At 33.1% G+C, this 20,723-nt stretch carries 18 protein-coding genes; 5 read left to right on the top strand and 13 right to left on the bottom strand.

The window, feature by feature from the left end; translation table 11 throughout:
• Positions 1-154 precede the first annotated feature (154 nt).
• Positions 155-646 carry a ferritin gene (locus tag X929_RS08845; RefSeq protein WP_103065341.1) on the top strand — a complete coding sequence of 164 codons (492 nt, stop codon included), beginning with the start codon at positions 155-157 and terminating at the stop codon, positions 644-646.
• Between the two features lie 42 nt (positions 647-688).
• Here the strand turns inward: X929_RS08845 and bcp are convergent, their stop codons facing one another.
• The 7 genes from bcp to X929_RS08810 all read right to left on the bottom strand — a co-directional run bounded on the left by bcp (position 689) and on the right by X929_RS08810 (position 6,946).
• Positions 689-1,177 (bottom strand): thioredoxin-dependent thiol peroxidase, encoded by a 489-nt coding sequence (gene bcp, locus X929_RS08840; protein WP_103067660.1) that lies wholly within the window; start codon positions 1,175-1,177, stop codon positions 689-691.
• Positions 1,178-1,350: 173 nt separating this feature from the next.
• On the bottom strand, positions 1,351-1,986 hold the full coding sequence (locus X929_RS08835) for a class II aldolase/adducin family protein (protein WP_199171184.1): 636 nt from the start codon (positions 1,984-1,986) through the stop codon (positions 1,351-1,353).
• A gap of 207 nt (positions 1,987-2,193) precedes the next feature.
• Positions 2,194-3,126: a DUF979 domain-containing protein gene (locus X929_RS08830; RefSeq protein WP_103067659.1), complete on the bottom strand. Its 933-nt coding sequence runs from the start codon at positions 3,124-3,126 to the stop codon at positions 2,194-2,196.
• Positions 3,126-3,800, bottom strand: coding sequence for a 5-oxoproline transporter, DUF969 family subunit (locus X929_RS08825; protein WP_103067658.1), 675 nt, complete (start codon positions 3,798-3,800; stop codon positions 3,126-3,128). Before X929_RS08825 ends, X929_RS08830 begins: the two co-directional genes overlap by 1 nt.
• 29 nt (positions 3,801-3,829) lie before the next feature.
• Positions 3,830-4,453: a pyroglutamyl-peptidase I gene (locus X929_RS08820; RefSeq protein ID WP_103067657.1), complete on the bottom strand. Its 624-nt coding sequence runs from the start codon at positions 4,451-4,453 to the stop codon at positions 3,830-3,832.
• A 183-nt stretch (positions 4,454-4,636) separates the two neighbouring features.
• On the bottom strand, positions 4,637-6,094 hold the full coding sequence (locus tag X929_RS08815) for a rhamnulokinase (protein ID WP_211286762.1): 1,458 nt from the start codon (positions 6,092-6,094) through the stop codon (positions 4,637-4,639).
• A gap of 207 nt (positions 6,095-6,301) precedes the next feature.
• The gene (locus tag X929_RS08810; RefSeq protein WP_103067655.1) at positions 6,302-6,946 is read right to left on the bottom strand and encodes a class II aldolase/adducin family protein; all 645 of its coding nucleotides are present in this window, start codon (positions 6,944-6,946) and stop codon (positions 6,302-6,304) included.
• 279 nt (positions 6,947-7,225) lie between these two features.
• Between X929_RS08810 and X929_RS08805 the strand changes: the two genes are divergently transcribed.
• Positions 7,226-7,975 (top strand): DeoR/GlpR family DNA-binding transcription regulator, encoded by a 750-nt coding sequence (locus tag X929_RS08805; RefSeq protein WP_169925018.1) that lies wholly within the window; start codon positions 7,226-7,228, stop codon positions 7,973-7,975.
• Positions 7,976-8,006: 31 nt separating this feature from the next.
• On the opposite strand, the gene aglA is transcribed toward X929_RS08805, so the two are convergent.
• The 3 genes from aglA to X929_RS08790 form a co-directional block, all read right to left on the bottom strand.
• On the bottom strand, positions 8,007-9,464 hold the full coding sequence (aglA, locus tag X929_RS08800; RefSeq protein WP_103067653.1) for an alpha-glucosidase AglA: 1,458 nt from the start codon (positions 9,462-9,464) through the stop codon (positions 8,007-8,009).
• A 31-nt stretch (positions 9,465-9,495) separates the two neighbouring features.
• On the bottom strand, positions 9,496-10,500 hold the full coding sequence (locus X929_RS08795) for a LacI family DNA-binding transcriptional regulator (protein WP_103067652.1): 1,005 nt from the start codon (positions 10,498-10,500) through the stop codon (positions 9,496-9,498).
• A 281-nt stretch (positions 10,501-10,781) separates the two neighbouring features.
• On the bottom strand, positions 10,782-11,891 hold the full coding sequence (locus X929_RS08790) for a glycosyltransferase (protein ID WP_103067651.1): 1,110 nt from the start codon (positions 11,889-11,891) through the stop codon (positions 10,782-10,784).
• Between the two features lie 187 nt (positions 11,892-12,078).
• Between X929_RS08790 and X929_RS08785 the strand changes: the two genes are divergently transcribed.
• Together X929_RS08785 and X929_RS08780 are read left to right on the top strand one after the other, a co-directional pair.
• Positions 12,079-12,594, top strand: a complete 516-nt coding sequence (locus X929_RS08785; protein WP_103067650.1) for a hypothetical protein — start codon at positions 12,079-12,081, stop codon at positions 12,592-12,594.
• Positions 12,591-13,589: a Kiwa anti-phage protein KwaB-like domain-containing protein gene (locus X929_RS08780; protein WP_103067649.1), complete on the top strand. Its 999-nt coding sequence runs from the start codon at positions 12,591-12,593 to the stop codon at positions 13,587-13,589. The genes X929_RS08785 and X929_RS08780 overlap by 4 nt, the downstream gene beginning before the upstream one ends.
• On the opposite strand, the gene wecB is transcribed toward X929_RS08780, so the two are convergent.
• On the bottom strand, positions 13,583-14,686 hold the full coding sequence (wecB, locus tag X929_RS08775) for a non-hydrolyzing UDP-N-acetylglucosamine 2-epimerase (protein WP_103067648.1): 1,104 nt from the start codon (positions 14,684-14,686) through the stop codon (positions 13,583-13,585). The genes X929_RS08780 and wecB overlap by 7 nt on opposite strands.
• A 415-nt stretch (positions 14,687-15,101) precedes the next feature.
• On the opposite strand from wecB, the gene uvrA reads away from it, so the two are divergent.
• The gene (gene uvrA / locus X929_RS08770; protein WP_103067647.1) at positions 15,102-17,948 is read left to right on the top strand and encodes an excinuclease ABC subunit UvrA; all 2,847 of its coding nucleotides are present in this window, start codon (positions 15,102-15,104) and stop codon (positions 17,946-17,948) included.
• Positions 17,949-17,975: 27 nt separating this feature from the next.
• Here the strand turns inward: uvrA and X929_RS08765 are convergent, their stop codons facing one another.
• A complete protein-coding gene (locus tag X929_RS08765) occupies positions 17,976-18,752 on the bottom strand; it encodes an alpha/beta hydrolase (RefSeq protein WP_103067646.1) in 777 nt (258 codons plus the stop codon).
• A gap of 31 nt (positions 18,753-18,783) precedes the next feature.
• Complete coding sequence (locus tag X929_RS08760; protein ID WP_103067645.1) at positions 18,784-20,721, bottom strand: ABC transporter ATP-binding protein; 1,938 nt, start codon at positions 20,719-20,721, stop codon at positions 18,784-18,786.
• Positions 20,722-20,723: the final 2 nt, after the last annotated feature.

Below are 20,723 nucleotides of genomic sequence, written 5' to 3'. Positions count from 1 at the left end.
TTATAATTAACTAAATATAGAAAATTTTGGAATGACTAAACTTTAAAAATATGATTTTTATTGTAAAAGGATTATAAGGATAATTGTATGTTTTGAAGAAAGTTTTAGAGTTTCTAAAGAAAGCATACTTAAAATCACGAGGAGGAATAAGTATATGAAATTAGAAGATAAGATGTTGAATGCCCTTAACGAACAAATAAACAAAGAAATTTTTTCCGCGTACCTCTATTATTCGATGGCAGCATATTTTGATTCAATCAATTTAGAAGGATTTGCTAATTGGATGAAAGTACAAGCAAAAGAAGAGCTTACTCATGCCCATAAGTTGTATGACTATATTTACGACAAAGATGGTGTAGTAGAATTAGGTAGTATCGAAAAGCCGAAGAAAGGATGGGGAAGCCCCTTAGAAGCTTTTAATGATGCATATGAACATGAACTTTCAGTTACACAATCTATCGACAAGTTGGTTGATTTAGCCATAGAATTAAACGATCATGCAACTCAAAGTTTTCTACAATGGTTTGTAAACGAACAAATAGAAGAAGAAGCTAATACAAAGAAGATTGTAGATACCTTGAAAATGATTGGTGAAAACAAAACAGCTTTGTTCATATTCAATAGTCAACTTGGTAGTAGGCAATGAAATAATTTAATAAAATATAGACTGTTATAAATAAAAGGGAGTTTACTCCCTTTTATTTGATAGGTTTTTTAAGCTTTCCAGTACATCTAAAACATGATCTTTTACTTTTACATTTTCCCATACTTTTTTAATTGTTCCATTTGGATCTATCAGAATTGTTGATCTAACAACTCCCCAATTTTCTTTACCGTAATTCTTCTTAAGTTGCCAGACGCCGAATTTTTCAAGAACGGAATGTTCGGGGTCACTTAGTAAAATCACTTTTAAATTATGTTTTTCTTTAAAGTTTGAATGTTTTTCTACAGTATCGGCACTCACTCCCACTATTTGGCAATTGTATTTTTTGAAATCCTCTAAGTAGTTTGAAAAATCAACTGCTTCTTTAGTACAACCAGGAGTGTTATCCCGTGGATAGAAATAGAGTACAAGCCATTTTCCGATAAAATCCCTGCTATTAATCTGATGACCTTCAGAATCTTTGAGTGAAAACTCTGGTATTTTATCGCCTATTCCAAAATTAAGATATTTCATTTTAAGCATCCTCCTTTTTTAAAAGGCGAATCCACAACGTTTGTTTCTAATTTAAAAATAATAATTTGAGTGTAAAAAATTGAGTTCTAAATGTCCGAAATTTGTAAAAATTTTAATGTCTTAAGAAACTCAGAGATTTTCCTCAAACCATTGTTTTAAGGGCAAAAATAAAATCAGCCTTTTTGTCTATACGAAGAGAGATACTTATTCCTCAATTTTATAGCTTCTTCTTCTGGCAGGATAGAAATATTACCAATTTTTAGGGCTTCAATATAAATTTGAGCTGTTTTTTCAGCAACTATTGAAGCTGTCAATGCTTCTGTCTCGTTTGCTCCCACAGTGACTAAACCATGATTTTTTAATATTACTGCGTTATTTGTTCCTAGAGCTTTTACTGCATTGTGAGCTAACTCCCATGACCCTGGTTCTCCATATCTTGCTACATTAATTTTTTCACCACAGATCATTATACCATCTTCGATTAAGGGTGGAATAAACTCCTTAACAATCGATACTATGGATGAATATATAGGATGCGTATGTAAAACGCAATTCACGTCGCTTCTGTTTTTGTAAATAGCTATATGAAGTTTGTACTCCGAAGAAGGTACTCTGAATCCTTCAAGAACTCTACCCTCAAAATCTATTATTGTAACATCTTCATCGACCATTTTTTCATATGGGTACCCTGATGGAGTTATATAGATTTTGTTTTCGTCTTTTAATGAAACATTTCCCCAGGTTCCTTTCACTAATCCCTCTTGTGATATTTTTTTGCATAATTCCACTACTTTGTTTTTAATATTCATTATTTAATAACTTTCTTGAGAAAGTTTTAGACCCCCTTTTTATAAGTTTTTCAACTGTCTCTGGAAACTTTGAAACCTACTTTTAACAATGCTTCTAGAATCCAAAAATTTTTAAAATACCCCCATCATTCTAAGTTACATACAATCTGCTTTAGCTTCCCTTTAAGTTTTTTATTTCCTGTTTGTGGAATGAATGGATAAGTTTATTTAGAAAGCCATGACATACATTACTAATAAATGAGTTACCCACAATGCTAAAGCTATGGATATTTGTATTTTAATAACTCGATACTTATCTTTCATTTCCAAAAGAGCCGCAGGAACGATATTAAAATTAGCTGCCATAGGTGTCATTAAAGTTCCGCAATAACCTGCAGACATAGCCAGAACAGCTATTGTTGCTGGATCTGCCCCGTGGATTTGGATTACAATTGGTATCCCTATTCCAGCAGTGATAACTGCAAATGCAGCAAAAGCGTTTCCCATAATTATCGTAAATAGAGCCATTCCAAATGCATAAGCAAAAAGTGCCCAAAATAGATTCTGAACTGGGAATATAATTTCTATCCAACTAGCGATTATTTCCCCAACTCCTGATTGATTGAACAAGGCTCCCAATGCTCCTAAATAAGGTGGAAGAACCAGGGCCCAACCAATTGCATCGCTAGTTGATCGTCCAGAGTCTAATATATGATCAAATGTTTCTCTTGGAATATACAATCTATTTAATATTAATGCAATAACACTTCCAAATCCTAAACCAATTAAAGGATTCCATCCAACCACAGCGAATAAAATCGCAACACCTGAAATAGTTAGAATGGGAATTAATAATTTGTTCCCAAGTTGTTTTCTTCTTTTTTCTTTAAATTCTTTTGAGGTATTGAAGTATGTACCTTTTCCTATCTTTCCTATACCTGCATCAATTGCGATTACGACAACCAAAATACCAGAAATGACGGGGGGTAACCATTTCCCAAAAATAAATAAAATAGCTAATATTATCCAAAAAATCATAGTTCCCACCTTTTGTTGGTGTTTTTCATCTTTCCAAGTTAGATATGCGTAATATAGTAAAATCAATCCAATTACAATATAGAAAATTTCTAATGTATTTGTGGAAGAGAAGAATTCTTTCATTATTTGCTCACCCCTTTGAATCGTCTATCTAGGATCATAAAGTAAATAAATCCATAGATAGCCGCAACTATAGCCATAGGAATGGCAGCTTTTGCTAAACTAGTTAAATTTAACTCAAAGCCCATTTCACCCATAACTCCTTGAATTAACAGTAGTCCAGCTGAGGCAGGAAAAACGTTTTGAGCAAAGAAATTTCCTATATTTTCTGAGGCAGCTGTCATGGCTTTGATTTGTTCTTCATCATCCTCATTAATTTCAGCCTCTCCTATAGATCCTCTTGCCATCGGATAAATTAAAGGTCTTACGAATGCTGCATGTCCTCCTATTCTTATGCCTATTGCCACAAAAACCTCTCGTATAAGTTGGTAGATATAAGCTATTCTTCCAGGAGTAGCTGCTCTTAATTTAGATATTAAATGCCCCATTTGTTCCATAAGACCATGTCTTTCGGTGATCCCGATAGCAGGTAACATAATTAAAAATAGAATCATAGTTCTATTAGCAATAAAAGATGAACCAATTACCTCAAGAATCTGCACTACACTTAATCCACCTAATAGTCCAGAAACAAAACCACCTAAAAGAACAGATATAAGAGGATTAATGTTGAATTTACTTCCCAAAGCTAAACCTAAAACAACGATTAAAACTCCTAAAATAGGCAACCAAGCCATCTCTAGACCCCCTTTTTAAAATATAAAAGTTATAATTTTATAGTTTTTTGAATTGCTATCTTCACTGCTTTTACCTGTAAGTCTAACGGCAGGCAAGGTATATTTTGACCATTTGTGAGAAATTTTTCAATGACTTGTTCTGGTAGATAAGGAACATGGATAAAACCTGTCTTAATAGGAAATCCAAATTTTTCAGAGTGATACAAACTTAAATACATAACTTCGTTGCAGACATATAATCCAGCAGTATTAGAAACAACAGAAGGGATTCCCTCTTTCCTTAATTCGTTGACTATTTCTTTTATAGGTAGTTTAGATAGGTAAGCTGTTTCCCCATCTTTTCTTAATTGTTCGTCTTTTGGTTGATAATTTTCATTATCGGGGATTCTAGCGTCCATCAGATTTATAGCTACTCTTTCCAAGCTTATACTGCTCCTACCACCCGCTAATCCTAAGTGAATTGAGATATCAGGTTTGTGTTTTGCCATTAGTTCTGTCAAAATTTCATCAGCTTTTTTGAACACAACAGGTAGGACCTTTGTAACTATTGAAACTTCTTCAAACTTTTCATTTGTTAGGGAGTCGATAATTTTTTCTGTTGGATTTATTTTATCGCCCCCAAAAGGTTCAAAACCAGTAACTAATACTTTCATAAAATATGACCTCCTTTTTAAATTTTACGTACTGTCTTTTGGAACTCTAAAACATCGATTAGCGGCCCTTCACCCTGCTCCCCACCCCACAGTAAGCCCACATGACATTTGGATAAAGGAATTTCCACTCCTTTCATATACAAAAAGCGGACAAGAGTCCGCCCATTATTCGTATTAATTATATCATTTTTTCTTTTGAAAAGAAATAAAAGCCTCTTTCCAGATATCATGTTCTTTTGGCTTAAAACATTGAAATTCGAAAGATCTTTTTATTAAGTCCCTTGCTTCCTCAAAGTTTTTTACAAGTTCCAAGGCGTATAACTGAGAGACTAAGTTTCCTACGGCTGTTCCTTCAATAGGGCCAGTTAAAACAGTTAGTCCTGTTGCATCCGCAATGAATTGACAAAGTAATTCATTTCTGGTTCCTCCACCTACCACATGGATCCTTTTAAACTCGATTTCCAATATCTTTGATAGTTTTTCTTTAACTTCATTTACTTTGAAGGCAATCCCTTCCAACGCCGTTCTTATGACTTGAGATGTTTCATTTAAAACGGTATCGTTATCTTTTATAGATTGTTGAATTATTGCCTGTATCATGTCTTGAGGGTTTTGTAAAGAAGGATCATCTACATTGATATAAGAAGAAAATGGTTTTGCGTTCTGTGCCATTTCTGTAATTTTTTGATAAGTATCGCTATTATCCGGCAAGTTGAGACTTTTTATAATACCTTGGATTAACCACATTCCTGTTACGTTTGCCAATATTCTAAAAGATCCATCCAAGCAACCCTCTGCGGCTAAATTGTTTTCCATGAGTTCTTCGTTGTAGGGGACCTCATTAACAATGGCACCAGTCAAGCACCATGTTCCTAAGCTAATGAACATGGTATCTGAGGGGTCTGAAGCAATTGCGGCATATGCGGACCCTGTGTCGTGACTGGCTGGAAGAATTACATCTATGTTTGAATTGTTATTTAAAACATCTATTTTTATTTTACCGATTTTTGTACCGGCAGGTACTATTTCAGGTAATATATCAGGAATGTCAAACTTTTTCATTATTTCATCGTCCCATTTTCTTTTTCTATGGTTATAAATTTGAGTAGTTGTAGCCATTGTGAAGTCAATAGCTTTTTTACCGGTTAAAAAGTAATTTAATAATGATGGGATCATCAAAAGATCTTTTGATATTTTGACAAAATCTGGGGCGTATTTTTGGTAGGCTAATATTTGGTACAACGTATTGAACGGTTGAAACTGTGTTGGAGAATGTTCATATATCCATTTCTTGCCAGCTTTTTCTATTGCCTCTTGCATTGTATTCGTTTTAAACATATTTCTATAATGAATTGGATTGTTTATTAAATAACCATTTTCGTTTAAAAGTCCGAAGTCCACTCCCCAACTGTCTATTCCTAAGGATAGTATCTTTTGATCATTTTTTTGAGCTATTTGAATGCTATCAATTATATGATTATACAAATTTAAAATGTTCCAATAAGATATTCCATTTATTTCAACCGGGGAATTTGAAAAACGGTTTACTTCACTCAATATAAGTTTGTCATTGTGTATGTTACCAGCCATTACTTTTCCACCTGACGCCCCGAGATCGATAGCTAAGTGTAGATATTTCAAGATTATCACCTTTTCTTTATAAGTATTTTTTTAGAACAACTTCCCTTTTTATTTGATGCGATTTTGCTTCTTTAATTGCATGCATTTTTAACGGATTAAATTCTAATTCGCTTCTTATAATTGTTCCACATTACTAATCGATCTATACTTTGTTAAACATGGCTCTTTTTCTATTTTTTATTTTTTCTTTTATCTCAGTTAACTCCATCATTGCTCCTCCTTGTTTCTTCTGAAAAATTCTTTGAATGCAGCTATTTTCTCGTCTGGTATTTCATTCACGTTAGAATAGAGTTTTGAAATAAATGAAACTTGAGAGAGAAACTCTAAAGTTTCCAACTTTACATATGCTTCATTCATGTCCTTTCCCGCAACGGTAACACCATGGTTTTGGAGAACGAATACACGAGATCCTTTTTCTAAACCTTCGTTAAAGGCATCTGCAAATTCCTGGGTTCCAGGCATTTGATAGGGGATATAGGTTATTGGATCCAATACTAAAGAAGATTCAGGAAGAGCATTTATTGGTAATTTCTCAAAGGTGATCGCGAAAGAGGTAGCATATACTGGGTGAGCATGAATAATTGCGTTTACATCATTTGTTTTTTCGTATATTTTAATATGCATTTTTCTTTCTGAAGAAGGTTCTTTGAGCCCGTCAATTTTATTTCCGTTTTTATCTACTGTGATGATATCTTTCTCTGTTAGAAAGTGTTTTATAGTCGATGTTGGAGTAATATATATTTTGTCTCCATATTTTATACTCATATTTCCGCCTGTTCCATCTGTCAGTTTTCTGTCCCATACTAATTTTGCAAATTCTGCAACTTCTTTTTTTAATTGCTCCTCTAGCATGTTGTAGCCTCCTGTTTTTTATTGTTTGAATTGATAATCCTAAATTTAATATTATATTTTTGTAAAATATGATCATCATGTGATAATATTATGATATAATTTCAACATAGTATATCAGTAATTAGGCGAAATACAAAACTAACATAATCAAAGAATTTTCGAGTTATTCGGAAATAATTCATTATAATCGACCATAATCGGATTTTTTGCATGATTTTAAACTTTTTAATTTTTTCTTTAAAACATATTTATATAAAACATCGATGGAGAGTGATTTTAATGACAAAAGTTATGAGGCAGGATAGAATTTTAGAAATTTTAGAGAGAGAAAAATCTGCTAATATAGAAGATTTGGCTCGAGAGTTGGATGTATCTATGGTAACTTTAAGAAGGGATATTTCAGAGCTTTATAAAAAAGGGCTAATTGAGAAATTCTACGGAGGTATAAGAAAAAAGAGAAATAATTTATCTGAAGCTCAATTTTTTGAGAGAATGAAACTTAATCAGGATAAAAAAGAAAAGATTGCTGAGTTAGCCTTAAAATTTATAACTCGAGATTCGACTTTGTTTTTAGATGCAAGTAGTACTTGCTATATTTTAGCTCAAAAAATAGCTCAAAAAAAAGAGTTTTTGAACATTGTAACTAATAATCTCTACACTGCATTGGCACTCTGTGAAAATCCTACTCACAACGTTGTAGTTGCAGGTGGAACATTAGATAACAAAAATGGTGTAACTGTTGGGGTAATTCCCGAGAATATGATGAAAGAAATCCGTGTAGAAAAAGCCTTTTTTTCTTGTAGTGCCTTTTCTTTTGAAGAAGGCACATTTGAAAATCTTCCACAAAGTGCAAGTATAAAAAAGATAGTGGCAGAAAATTGTAATGAAATATATATGCTTGTTGATAGTTCTAAGTTTGGCAAAAAATCTATAATGAAAACATTTGAAATAGAAGAAATAGATAAATTTATCACGGATACTTTTAACGAGGATTTATACAAAATCTTTTCAGATAAGTTTGTTTATTAAGTAAAGGGGGGCATTAGCCCCCTAAAATAAACTATTTTTTGCTGTAGTGCTTCCTCATTTCTTCGTTACCTGGCAAAGCAAGAATTTCATCAATAACTTTTACTACCTGGTCGTAAGATTCGGTACGTGGATCTCTGATCAAAAATTCTTCAAGTACTTTTCTATCTCCAGTTAGGAATGCTTCTAATGCCCATTCCATTCTCATAATTCTTGGGTATAGGTACATCTTTGTTATCCTTTCTGGAAGTGCTGGGTCTATTTTATAACGATGGATTCCATCTTTGTCGGCATACACAGGAATCTCGACGGCTACATCGTCTGGAATGCCAGGTATAGTACCGTTATTCGGTAAATTGAGAACAAGATCTACTTTTTCATTGTTTAATAAAGCATTTGCCAACAATATATGTTGTTCGCCGCTTTTCCTCTCAGGATCTAGCAAGTTGTATATTTCTTTTGTGAATTCTTCTTTTACATCGTTTTTTGTTTGAGAAATTATCTCGTTGAATGATTCTTTTGAAAGTAGTTTGGCGTTTTTATTCTCTTGGAAATATTTGGCAACTTTTTGCATTGCTAATGCAATCTCTGCTTGTCTGTCTTGATACCATTTCCATCCTAATTCTGAATCAACGCCTCCCCATGGCTCTCCAAACCATTTTTTCTTTGTTTCAAGGTTGTAATGGTATTTCCAGCTTCCATTTCTGACAGTATCTCCAATGGGCATTTTTCCATAGAATTCATACATATCTTTTGCAACTAGAGAGATCTGATCATCAAATGGATTGGTGGGTTTGAAGTTTTTAACCTCTTTTTCTAATAATTCATCAATTAGGGGGTAGGCATCTTTTCCTTCGTACATGAATTTTGTTAACCATATTCCATGATTTACCCCAGCTACTTGCCATTCGACTTTTTCCGTATCTAATCCTAATTTTTCAATTATTTGGTCTACTCCATGATGGCCATGGCATATTCCAACCATATTTATTGGGACCGTTCTTGTTATTAAATTTGTTAGTTCAAAGACAGGGTTTGCTGCCTGCAAAAGCCATGCCTTCGGAGATATCCTTTCAATAGCTTTTGCAACATCATGCATGAACTTTAATTGGTTGAAATTGCTTATTGTGTAATAATCTGAAACCATGTTGAATTCTTGTGAGTCTATTCCTCTGTAATATCCGTGTTTTTCTGAAATATTTCTTACCTGTTCAAAGTAACTGTGCCCTCCAACAAGGGCAGTATTTACAACAAAACTTGAGTCTTTTATTGGGTCTTCAACATTTGTTGTAGTTTCAAATCTCAAATCTGCTCCAAATTCTTCTGCAAATTTCTTAGCAAGCATGTGTACTGCGTTCAATCTGTCTTTATCTATATCCATTAAGGATACTAGACTTCCTGATAATCCCTTTGTTTTACAAAGATCGCTAACCAATCTTAAAGAAAATGCTGCGCTTCCTGCTCCAATGATCCCTACCTTGATAGCTGTCATTTACATCTTTCCTCCTCTGTAAGTTCTTTGATTATGTGGATTTCCTTATCACCAATCTAGGTGGTAGAAAAATTTGATCTAAATTATACTCTGAGTGTGAATCGGTTTTTTCTATTTTTTTGACTAATATATCAACACTTCTTCTACCGATTTCACGGGTGGGCTGTGCAACGCTGGTTAATGGTGGATTTGTTAAATTACAAATTATGGTGTTATCAAAACCTACCACCGCTATATCATCCGGAACTTTCATTTTATTTTTTATCAACATATTGATCACTTTTGTTGCTATAATATCGTTTATAGTATAGATTGCTGTTATATTGTTATCTATTATTTTTTTTAATAACTTTTTTTCACTGTTTTTTTTGAAATCAGATATCTCCTCAGGATCCATTAAATAATTATCTTCGTTAAAATTCAAATTGTTAGCTATGATTTCTTCATAAAATCCTTTTAATTTTTTATCTTTTAAATATCCAATATATCCGATGTTTATGTGTCCCTTATTTATTAGATATTTAGCAACGGTTTTTCCCGCTAAATAGTGGTCAACTGTTACATAATCAAAACCGTCTAAATCTTGGGCACATATGACTGTAGGTATGATCGATTTGATTTTAATTATATGTTCAACATGCGATAAATCTGTTGGATTTATGATTAACCCGTCGACTCTTCTACTTAAAAGCATTTCTATTTGTTCTTTTTCTCTTTGAAGACTACCATAAGTGATTGACAGTACAATGTTGTAATTATAGTAATTTGCTTCTTCTTCTAATGATTCTAGTATTTCTGGGAAATAAGGGTTCGTTAATTCAGGTAGTACTATTCCAATAAGAAAACTTTTATTTTTGACAAGGCTTCGAGCCGTTCTATTTGGTTGATAATTGTATTTTCTAATGTATTCTAAAACTTTTCTTTTGATTTCAGGGCTGACGTTAGGATTATTATTTATCACCCTTGAAACAGTTGATTGAGAAACTCCAGCCATTTTGGCAATTTCTTTCATTGTTTTCATATAAATTTCCCTCATTCCCTTTAAAATATGAATTCGATTTATCTGAGAATTTACATAATTACTTTAAATACTTGGTGAATACGTATTCTTATTTTATCAGAATTATAGTATTTTATCAAATCCGATTAAAGGTAACTAGAGGCGATTAAAGAGATTTAAGATTGATTATACAGTAAAAGCTTTACTTTTCAACTAATTCAGTAAATCAGAGTTAGTTAAAGAAGTTTTGAGGATAGAGTGAAATAAAGTGATGAGGTGTTAACAAAAGGAAAGGGAGTTTTCCAAAAAAGTACGGGTTATTTGGTTACGTGAGATATCAGATCAACAAATTTTCTTTCTTTTTCTTCATTCCAAATAAATTCTTTTTGGTGTTTTTCAACGTTTTTTATGATGTTTTCGTAATTTTTGTATGCGTTAGTAATCTTTTCAACACTTTCTTCCAAGTTAGCTGGGTCTATAACTACTCCTAAGCCTAAATTTTCTACCTGTTTAGCCATTGAGACAAAAGAAGATTTTACAATAACAGGAGTGCCTGCAGCTAAGGAGTCGTAAAACTTGTGAGGCAAGGCGAAAATGTCATTTTTATAATCTCTGTTTTTGACGGTGTTGTAAGAAATTAGAGAAAACAAGGCCTTAGCTAGTTCATTCATCATTTCATCGTAAGGTAAAAATTCTGTAGATTCATGAGCAATGTCTATAAACTCTTTTGAATCCATTCCTATAACCTTGAATTTAAAACCCTTTTCGATTAAAGATTTTAAGATTTTTTTCTCATCTTCTATCTTTCTTGTTACTTTACCAACTAAGACAATTTCTTTTCTCTTTTTTTGAATATCGGGTTTTATAATAAAATTTGCGTAATTGGGTATAATATACGTTTTTTCTATATCTATGTTCGTTTTGTTAACAGCATCATTTCTTGTTTCTTCTGAAACGAATATTGCCAGATCCGAGAGTTCTAACTGCTTTTTAAAGAATCTCCAGACGGTTTTCACTTTTAAATTTCCAATAATTCCTTCTAAATCTGCTAAAAAATTTTCGGGATGGTATTCGTGAATATCGTAAATTATTTTTTTATTTCTTTTTTTGGCTATTTTAAAGGGCTCCAAAGGTCTGCTTGCTAAAAAATGATGCATGTATAGGATGTCGTAATTTTCTTCAGATACCAAATCGCATATTTTTTTATCGAGAGGCCCTCTACTTATAAGTTTTTTCAAAGGGCTGCCTTTTGCCCCTTTGATGTCTTTTATGGGGATGTATTTTATATTTCCATCTATATATTCTTTTTCATCTTTATTGGTCCAGTATTGGTAAATAATCTCATGAACTTTAGAAAGAGTTTTAACTGTTCTATGTACTCTTTTGTCAAATTTTGGGTGCATGTAACCAATGATTAGTATTTTCATAAGATTTCACCTTGAAATTATAAAGACTGTGTTTTTATTATCTACCGATTTATTATATCATAAGAAATAACTGCTTTCTACATGAAGCTTAAGGGTGATAGAGAAATAAAAGATAGCTTTATTTGTTATAATTATGAATATGTGACTTATTAAGATATATAGATTTCCTCATTGGGGAGGTTTTGGTATGATCAATACGTTGTTTAAATCGTTTTTGTTTTTGCTTTCGTATCTGCCTCTTTTTGTTATCTTTGCCATTAATAATTTTGGGAACGTTTTGTTCTTGTTTTTTAGTATTTTTTCGATTTTTGTTTTTGCTGTTTCCTTGGTTCTTTTTATTTCTGCTAAGACGAATGCCGAGGAAAAGTTCATTAAATTCGAGAAAGTAGAATCGCAGAATGTGAGATTATTGGATTATATTTTTGTTTATATCTTGCCTTTTATCAATATGGGTGGCATAAAAGAATTGATTTCTTTTGCCATAATCGTTTTTATTGTAGGCAATATTTATGTGAAGACAGATTTAATTGTTATAAACCCTGTTCTTGCTTTGTTTGGCTATAGTATTTACAAGGTTTATCTTATGGACGAAGGTAAAAAAAGTATGCGGCCGGTTTGGTTGATTTCAAAGTCAATAACCGAAGGAATGAAATTAAAAGAGTTTTCCAAAGATATTTATTTGGGGATGGGTGGCAAGAGATGAATAAAGTTAATTGGGATGAGATTTTAGAGAATATCTTTTTAAAAGAGAATTTAGAATCTCTTAGAGAGTTAATAGATACTTCAGAGGATTTCATAGTGGATGTTTTTATCCAAAATGAGAAAGACGAGATATTTTGGTTGAAAAATGAAGATCCCTTCTTTTTCAAGAGCATTTTTCTGGCCTCTGCTGACGAGTTTTTAAATGATTTAATCAACAAAGAGTCAAACAAGGTAGATGAGTACGAGACAGTCATTCATGACAGGAGTTTTTTGTATCTAAAAGATGTTAAAGAGAATGTGAGTGATGTTGGGGATATTGTTGAGATTATTCGTGAAGGTAAGTATATAAAAAATTATTCTAATGAAGACTTGGAAACAATTAAGAAGTTCAAACTGATAGTAAAGTTGTATAGTAAAGAGTTGAATGATTTTTTGTTAGGTATTCAATATTTAACGGCTTCCAAAATCTTTAAAGACAAAAGGATTCTAGCTCTTACTGCACGTAAAATTCAACCTTTAAAAGAACGGCTTTTCATAATTCCTAAAAATAGTTTTGATTACATGGTTGTTGGAGATACTGTCTTAATTAAAAATCTGACTTATTTTGAAAGAGATTTCGGGTTTTACAAGAAATATGAAGAGGCTAAAGATGAAGTTATCGAGGAAATAAAGAAAAAGGGAAATCTATTTGGTAAAGATGTTAAGTTAAAAGGTATCGATTATTTTAGTGAGAAACTCAAAGGCAAACCTTTGTATTTGAAGAAGTTTTATAAGGTTATTAAAAACGGTAATTACACGAAATTTGAGTTTTCTAAGGTTAAGGGGATAATAGATGATTTTAATCTAAAAGTTAAGCTTGATGAGAGTAATAAATGTATTGATTTGAGTGAAGAGACTTCTATTAAGGATTTTTTGCAACTTTATGAAGAGTTGTATTATAAATCCGAATTGTCGGGGAATAGAATGGTGGCAAATGAAAATAGCATTTATCAATAGAAGTAGCTTTTTTTCAAAAATTCAACGATTCTTTGAGATGCCTTCCCATCTCCAAAAGGGTTGGTTGCTTTGCTCATTTGTGCATATTTTTCTGTTTCTAGTTCTTTCATTGCCTGATACACTTTTTCTTCTTGTGTTCCTATTAATTTTGCTGTTCCTGCTTCTATTGCTTCGGGTCTTTCCGTTGTTTCTCTTAACACCAGCGTTGGTTTACCCAAGGTGGGTGCTTCTTCTTGTATCCCTCCCGAATCTGTCATGATGTAATAACTTTCGTCCATTAACGCTATGAATTCTAAGTATTCAACAGGATCTATTAGTATGGCTTTTTCTTCATTCCCAAGTATTTTATACACACTTTCTCTTACTATCGGATTTAAGTGAACGGGAAATACTATGTGCATTTCTTCGTTTTCATGTAAGTACCTTTTTATTGCTTTCATAACGTTTTCTATCGGTTTTCCCCAGTTCTCCCTTCTATGCATGGTTACTAAGATAAACTTTTTGTTCTTTATGTTGTACTTTTCTTTAATCTTTTCTATATCTTTATTTTTGTTTTCTTTAACCCATAGTAATGCATCTATAACCGTGTTCCCAGTTACTATTATGTTTTTTTCTTCTACACCTTCTTTTAGTAGGTTATCTTTTGCCTTTTGGGTGGAAGCAAAGTGGTGCTTTGCAATTGTGCCTGTTAGTCTTCTGTTCATTTCTTCTGGGAAAGGGTTGTATATATCGTTCGTTCTTAAACCTGCTTCCACGTGCCCAACAGGTATTTTGTTGTAAAAAGAAGCCAGACCTCCTACAAAAGTGGAAGTTGTATCCCCTTGTACTAATACGTAATCGAATGGTTCAATTTTTAGTATTTTATCTATCTCTGTAATAAGTTTTGAAGTTAGTTGGGGTAGAGTTTGGTTTTTTGTCATTATATTTAAGTCGTAGTCTGGTTTTATTTCAAAAAGATTCAACACTTGATCGAGCATTTCTCTGTGTTGAGCGGTTGCTATTACTTTAACTTCCATATTTTCTTCTTTCATCTTTTCATATAATGGTGCCATTTTTATTGCTTCTGGCCGCGTTCCAAATATCATTGCTGTTTTCATTAAAAGAACTCCTTGTTATGGTAATGTCTTTAAAAACTTGTATTAGCGCCCCTTCGCCCTGCTCCCCACCCATAAGGAAAGGAGGAGTAGGATTCGCCCTGCTCCCCACCCTTCTAAGGAAGAGGCCTTCGGCCCCTTAGACCCTGCAGTCTGACCATATGGATAAAGAGGAACTGTGATCCTCCCCCCATAAGGAAAGGAGGAGTGAGTCCCAACGCTGTTACCTACAATGTAATCTAATTATATCATATATGTATGTTTTTAGGTTAATTGTTTTTTGCCTGTTAATCTAACATAGAAGATACTTTGAGCTTCTTTGTTAAAAGATAAATAAAATTCTTTTAGCGTTAATTTTTTAATTGTATAATATAAATGTTTAAAAAGGGTAAATATTTGCTTTTTCAGGAGGATATATATGGATAGTAAATGGATTAGAATAAAAGGTGCTAGAGAGCATAATTTAAAAAATATAGATGTTGAGATACCTAAGAATACCCTTTCAGTCATTACCGGCTTATCGGGTTCAGGAAAATCAACTTTAGCACTTGATACTATATATGCGGAAGGTCAAAGAAGGTATTTGGAATCTGTTTCTTCATATGCAAGACAGTTTTTAGGCAATTTGAAAAAGCCAGATGTAGAATTGATCGAGGGACTTTCTCCTTCAATTGCTATTGAACAAAAATCTGTAAGTCATAATCCAAGGTCAACGGTTGGTACCATCACAGAGATTTATGATTATATTCGGGTTTTGTTTGCAAGGGTTGGTAAAGCTTACTGCCCAAAGTGCAATATTCCTTTGCAAAGTTCCACAGTAGATGAAATTGCCGATAATATTTATAAAAATTTTAAAGAGAATGCAAGATTGTATATCTTTGCTCCAATTGCGAAGGAAAAGAAAGGTGAGTTTAAAAAAGAACTCCATAGCATGAAGGTCTCAGGCTTCAAAAGGGTAGAAGTTGATGGAGTGATATACGATTTAGATGAGATAGATTCACTTGAAAAGAGCTATAGGCATAATATAAATCTCCTTGTTGATAGAGTAAAGTTAAGAAAAGATAATTTTGAGAGAATCTTCGAAGCCGTTGAATTGTCGCTTAAAGAAGGTGATGGCTTTGTAGAAATTAGGGAAATGGATAGCGAGGAGAACGTTGTTTCTTCTCAAACTTTTTCTGAGAATCTAGCTTGCCCTAAATGTGGTTACAGTTTTCCAGAAATTAATCCCAAATTATTTTCATTCAATAGTCCTTATGGTGCGTGTTCAGAATGCCATGGATTAGGTTTTAAATTGGAGATTGAGCCTGAATATATATTTGATATAAATAAGTCATTAGAGGATGGGGCTGCTTTGAATATGGGGAAAGACACCTTCATGGTGAGCATGATGAAAGATGTTGTTCGAAGTTTGGGGGAGGATCCATCAAAACCTTTAAAAAACATGCCTTCGAAAGTTTTAAATACCTTACTATATGGCACTGACAAAGAAATAGATTTTTCCTTTTCAAAAAGAAATGGGGATAGTTATGCTTTTACTAGAGAGTTTGAGGGGATGGTGAATTGGTACGAAAGAAGGTACAAGCAAACAGATTCACGGGATATAAGGGAATGGATCGAGAGGAATTTTATGATTCAAAAGACCTGTCAAACTTGTAACGGCAAAAGATTGAGGGAAGAGGCATTAAGCGTTAGGATTGATGGATACAATATATTCGATTTGACAGAAATGCCAATAAGTGAAATAAAACTTTTCTTTGATGCCTTAAAACTGAGTGATTTTGAAATGGAAATTTCTCACGAACTTCTTAGAGAAATAAATAGAAGGTTAACTTTTTTGATAGATGTAGGACTTGACTATTTGACACTTGGAAGAAATGCGACAACGCTTTCTGGTGGAGAGTCTCAGAGAGTTAGATTGGCCACACAGATAGGATCGGGATTGACAGGCGTAACATATGTTTTGGATGAGCCGACTATAGGGCTTCACCAAAGAGACAACGATAGGTTGATAAATACATTGAAAAAATTGAGAGACCTTGATAATACCGTAATAGTTGTGGAGCATGACGAGAACGTTATTAGGTCCTCTGATTATATAATCGATCTTGGACTTGGTGCAGGTGTTAATGGGGGAAGAGTGATCTTTCAAGGGCCTACGAATAAATTGTTGGAGAACTCTAATAAGTCCCTTACTGGAAAGTATTTAAGAGGAGAAAAGAGAATTGAAATATTAGATAAAAAACGAGTTGAAAAGGATGGTAGTTTAAAGATAATTGGTGCAAAACACAACAATTTGAAAAATATCAGTGTTGAGATTCCGTTGGGGAAGTTTGTGGCGATAACCGGAGTTTCTGGATCGGGTAAATCTTCATTGATTATGGATACGTTGTATCCTGCTTTACAAAAAGAACTCTACAATTCGAGGGTTAGACCTGGAGAATATGAAAAGATCGAAGGTTTAAAATATATAGATAGTGTGATCTCTATAGATCAAAGTCCTATTGGTAGAACTCCAAGAAGTAACCCAGCTACTTATACTGGAGTATTCGATTATATTCGGGAACTGTTCGCAGCAACACCTGAGGCAAAAATTCGAGGATATGATAAGGGAAGGTTTTCCTTCAACGTTAAGGGCGGAAGATGTGAAGCCTGTAAAGGTCACGGAGTTTTGAAGATCGAGATGCAATTCCTACCTGATGTGTATGTAACCTGTGATGTATGTAAAGGTAAGAGGTACAACAAAGAGACGTTGAAGGTCACTTACAGAGGTAAAAATATTTCTGATATTTTAGAGATGACAGTGGATGAAGCTTTAGATTTTTTCAAGAACTTACCGTTAATAAAAAATGTTTTAGAGCTATTGCAAGATGTGGGTTTAGGATACATAAGATTGGGTCAACCTGCAACTACCCTTTCAGGTGGAGAAGCTCAAAGGATTAAATTAACCTCCGAGTTGAGAAAGAAATCAACGGGTAATACCGTTTATATACTTGATGAACCTACTACGGGTCTTCATTTCGAAGATATAAAGAAATTAATAAAAGTTCTTAATATCCTCGTTGAAAAAGGTAATACCGTTATAGTAATAGAACATGAGATGGACATTATTAAAAATGCTGATTACATTATAGACTTAGGTCCAGAAGGGGGAGAAAATGGGGGCTATATTGTAGCTTCAGGCACCCCAGAAGAAATAGCTGAGAGTGGTACTTACACCGCTTACTATTTGCAACAAGTTTTATTAAAAGAAAGAATTTCAAAGTAGAAATAATTATATTATTTTGAACAATAGTTATTCTTTCTTAAGCCAATTTATAGTCTCTGTTGCTACGTGTTCTTTTTCGATATCGTTTACAACTACGTGCCCGCTTTCTTCTAATATCAGAAATTCAGTTTTTCCTTTAATATTTTTTTCTATAATTTCTTTTACCGAAAAAGGAACAGCTTCATCTTTTTTCGATAGTATTACATAAGTTTTAGATGTGATTTTTGAAAGGTTTTTAAGTGCCATATTTTGCAGCTTGTAAAGGTCTGCTGCCTTTGAAGGCCAGTCATAATTCCAATATTGGTTAGCAAGATAATCGAGCTTTTCGTCATCGAATGTTTGAGGCTTTTTCCTTTTTATTTTTTTGATAAACAAACCAAAGAATGGAGTTAAATTTATCCTCCAATCCTTTGCCTTTAGTGCAGGAGCAGCTAAAACAATTTTTTCTGGATGGAATTTACTTGCTAAGAGAGTTGTTAATACACCTCCCATAGAAAGGCCTAAAATATAGACTTTTTTGTGGTAGGCTTTTAAGTCAAGATAGGAATCTACTGATTTTCTGAGCCAATCTCTCCAATTAGAGTTTAAAAAATCGTTGGAATTGGTGCAGTGTCCCGGGAGTCTTGGTATGTATATAGAAAAACCAGATTTGTGAATCTGTCTACCTATGTAATACATATCATGTGGAGAACCTGTGTAACCATGTAGAATTAATACGCCGATATTTGAATCATTTTTTAAATAGAGTTCCTTTGATATTGGTGAAACGGATGTGTTCGTCGGTATTTTATCGAAGAAATTCAATATATGAGCCCCCTTCAGAGTCTCTTAATTATCAGCTATTCTGGAATTGTAGCCTGTAAAGGTCATAGTAAATTCCATGGTTGTTGATAAGTTCTTCATGACTTCCTTCTTCAACAACTAACCCTTTATGTACAACTATTATCCTGTTAGAGCTTTTTACGGTCGAAAGTCTGTGAGCAATGGAAATTATAGTTGAACGTTCAGATATTTTATTTAGAGCTTGTTGTATTAAATATTCTGTTTCGACATCTACGTTAGCTGTTGCTTCGTCTAAAATTATGATTTTTGAATTAAAAAGTACCGCTCTAGTTAAGGCTACTAACTGTCTTTCACCAGATGATAAAGTTCCACCTCTTTCTGTGATCACTGTATAGTAATTTTGAGGCAAACGTGAGATAATTTCGTCTGCGTAAACGGATTTTGCAACCTTTTTTACTTCTTCATCAGGAATGTCTTGGTTAAATAATCTCATATTATCCAAAATAGTTCCAGAGAACAAGAATACGTCCTGAGGTACAACAGCAATTTTTTTGCGTAATTCATTCAGATCGTATTCATATAATTCTTTATCGTCTAACAGTATTTTACCACTTTGATATTTGTAAAGGCCACTTATCAATTTAATTATTGTAGTTTTTCCTGAACCAGTTTCGCCAACTATAGCTACTCTTTCATTGGGATTTATCTTGAAATTTACACCTTTTAAGATTTCTGTATTTCCGTCGTACGAGAATTTAACGTTTTGAAATTCAACTTTACCTTCTTGTATACTAATGTGTTTTTTCTTCCCAAAATCTTCTTGTTCTTGGTCAAATATCTTAAAAACTTTCCCGGCTGATGCGAATGCGTTCTGCATTATGTCATACTTTTCTGCTAGGTCAAACAAAGGTCTAAAGAACATATCTATGTAAGAAGTAAAGGCATAGATAGTTCCAAAGGTTGTTTGCCCATCTGTAAATAACAAAGAACCAAACCAAAGCAAAATACTGATTGTAAAATATTGCAAAAGACTCATCAAGGGTCTAAAGATAGCAAATACGTACATTTGTTGAATATTTGCACGATATACTTTGGTAGCCATGTAATCGAATTCATTTTTCTTTCTTTCTTCTTGATTGAATAATCTTGTAACATTACTTCCAGATAGATTTTCAGCTAAGTAAGAATTTAGAGCGGATATTCTTGTTCTAACCATGTCATAGGCCTTTCTATCAAAATGTCTGAATATAACAATTGACACCACAATAATGGGAAACATAGACATTGTGTATAAACTTAGTTGAAAGTCTAAGACCATCATTAAAATTATTACACCAGTTATTATCGCTATATCTTTGAGTAAACTTGTTACAACATCACTGAAGAAATCTGAAAGATTTTGTGTATCATTGACAACACGTGTTGTAACTTTGCCTGGGGGATTTTTTTCAAAAAATGTATAGTTGAGTTTTAATATATGATTGAATAAATCTTTCCTTAGATGAAAAATAACCTTTTGACCGACTACGTTAGCAAAGAAGACTTGACCGTAATTTAAAAGAAATTGTCCCATAAGTATTGATATAAAGATAAGGCTAAACACTTGTATTTTTCGAATAGCTGTATCAAAGTATTGAGAATATTGTTCTCCTGAGACTTGCATTCTTTCGCCTGTTTGATTGTTAACCATATAGTAGTTGTTGTCTCTTTTCTCTAAATTATAAGCTCCGTTTTCTTGCTCAACAAATTGCATTTCATTCCCGGGAACCATATTAAAAGAATACTTCACATTTATTACATCATCAATCCCATATCGTATAAAAATTGGTAGGGCTAGCTCTATTATGGTTGCTATAGCCAAAGTTAAAAACGTCAAAAATAGTAGTAACTTGTATTTTTTTATGTATCCCCACAATCTCATGAATGTTTTGAGATCGCCTTCACTTTTCTCTTTTTCTTCTAAAAATATTTCTTCATGAACAGAAGCCATTA

Source organism: Petrotoga olearia DSM 13574, from assembly GCF_002895525.1.
Lineage (GTDB): Bacteria > Thermotogota > Thermotogae > Petrotogales > Petrotogaceae > Petrotoga > Petrotoga olearia.
Note: the sequence above shows the minus strand (reverse complement) of the source record. Positions and strands in the feature narration are given on the sequence as shown.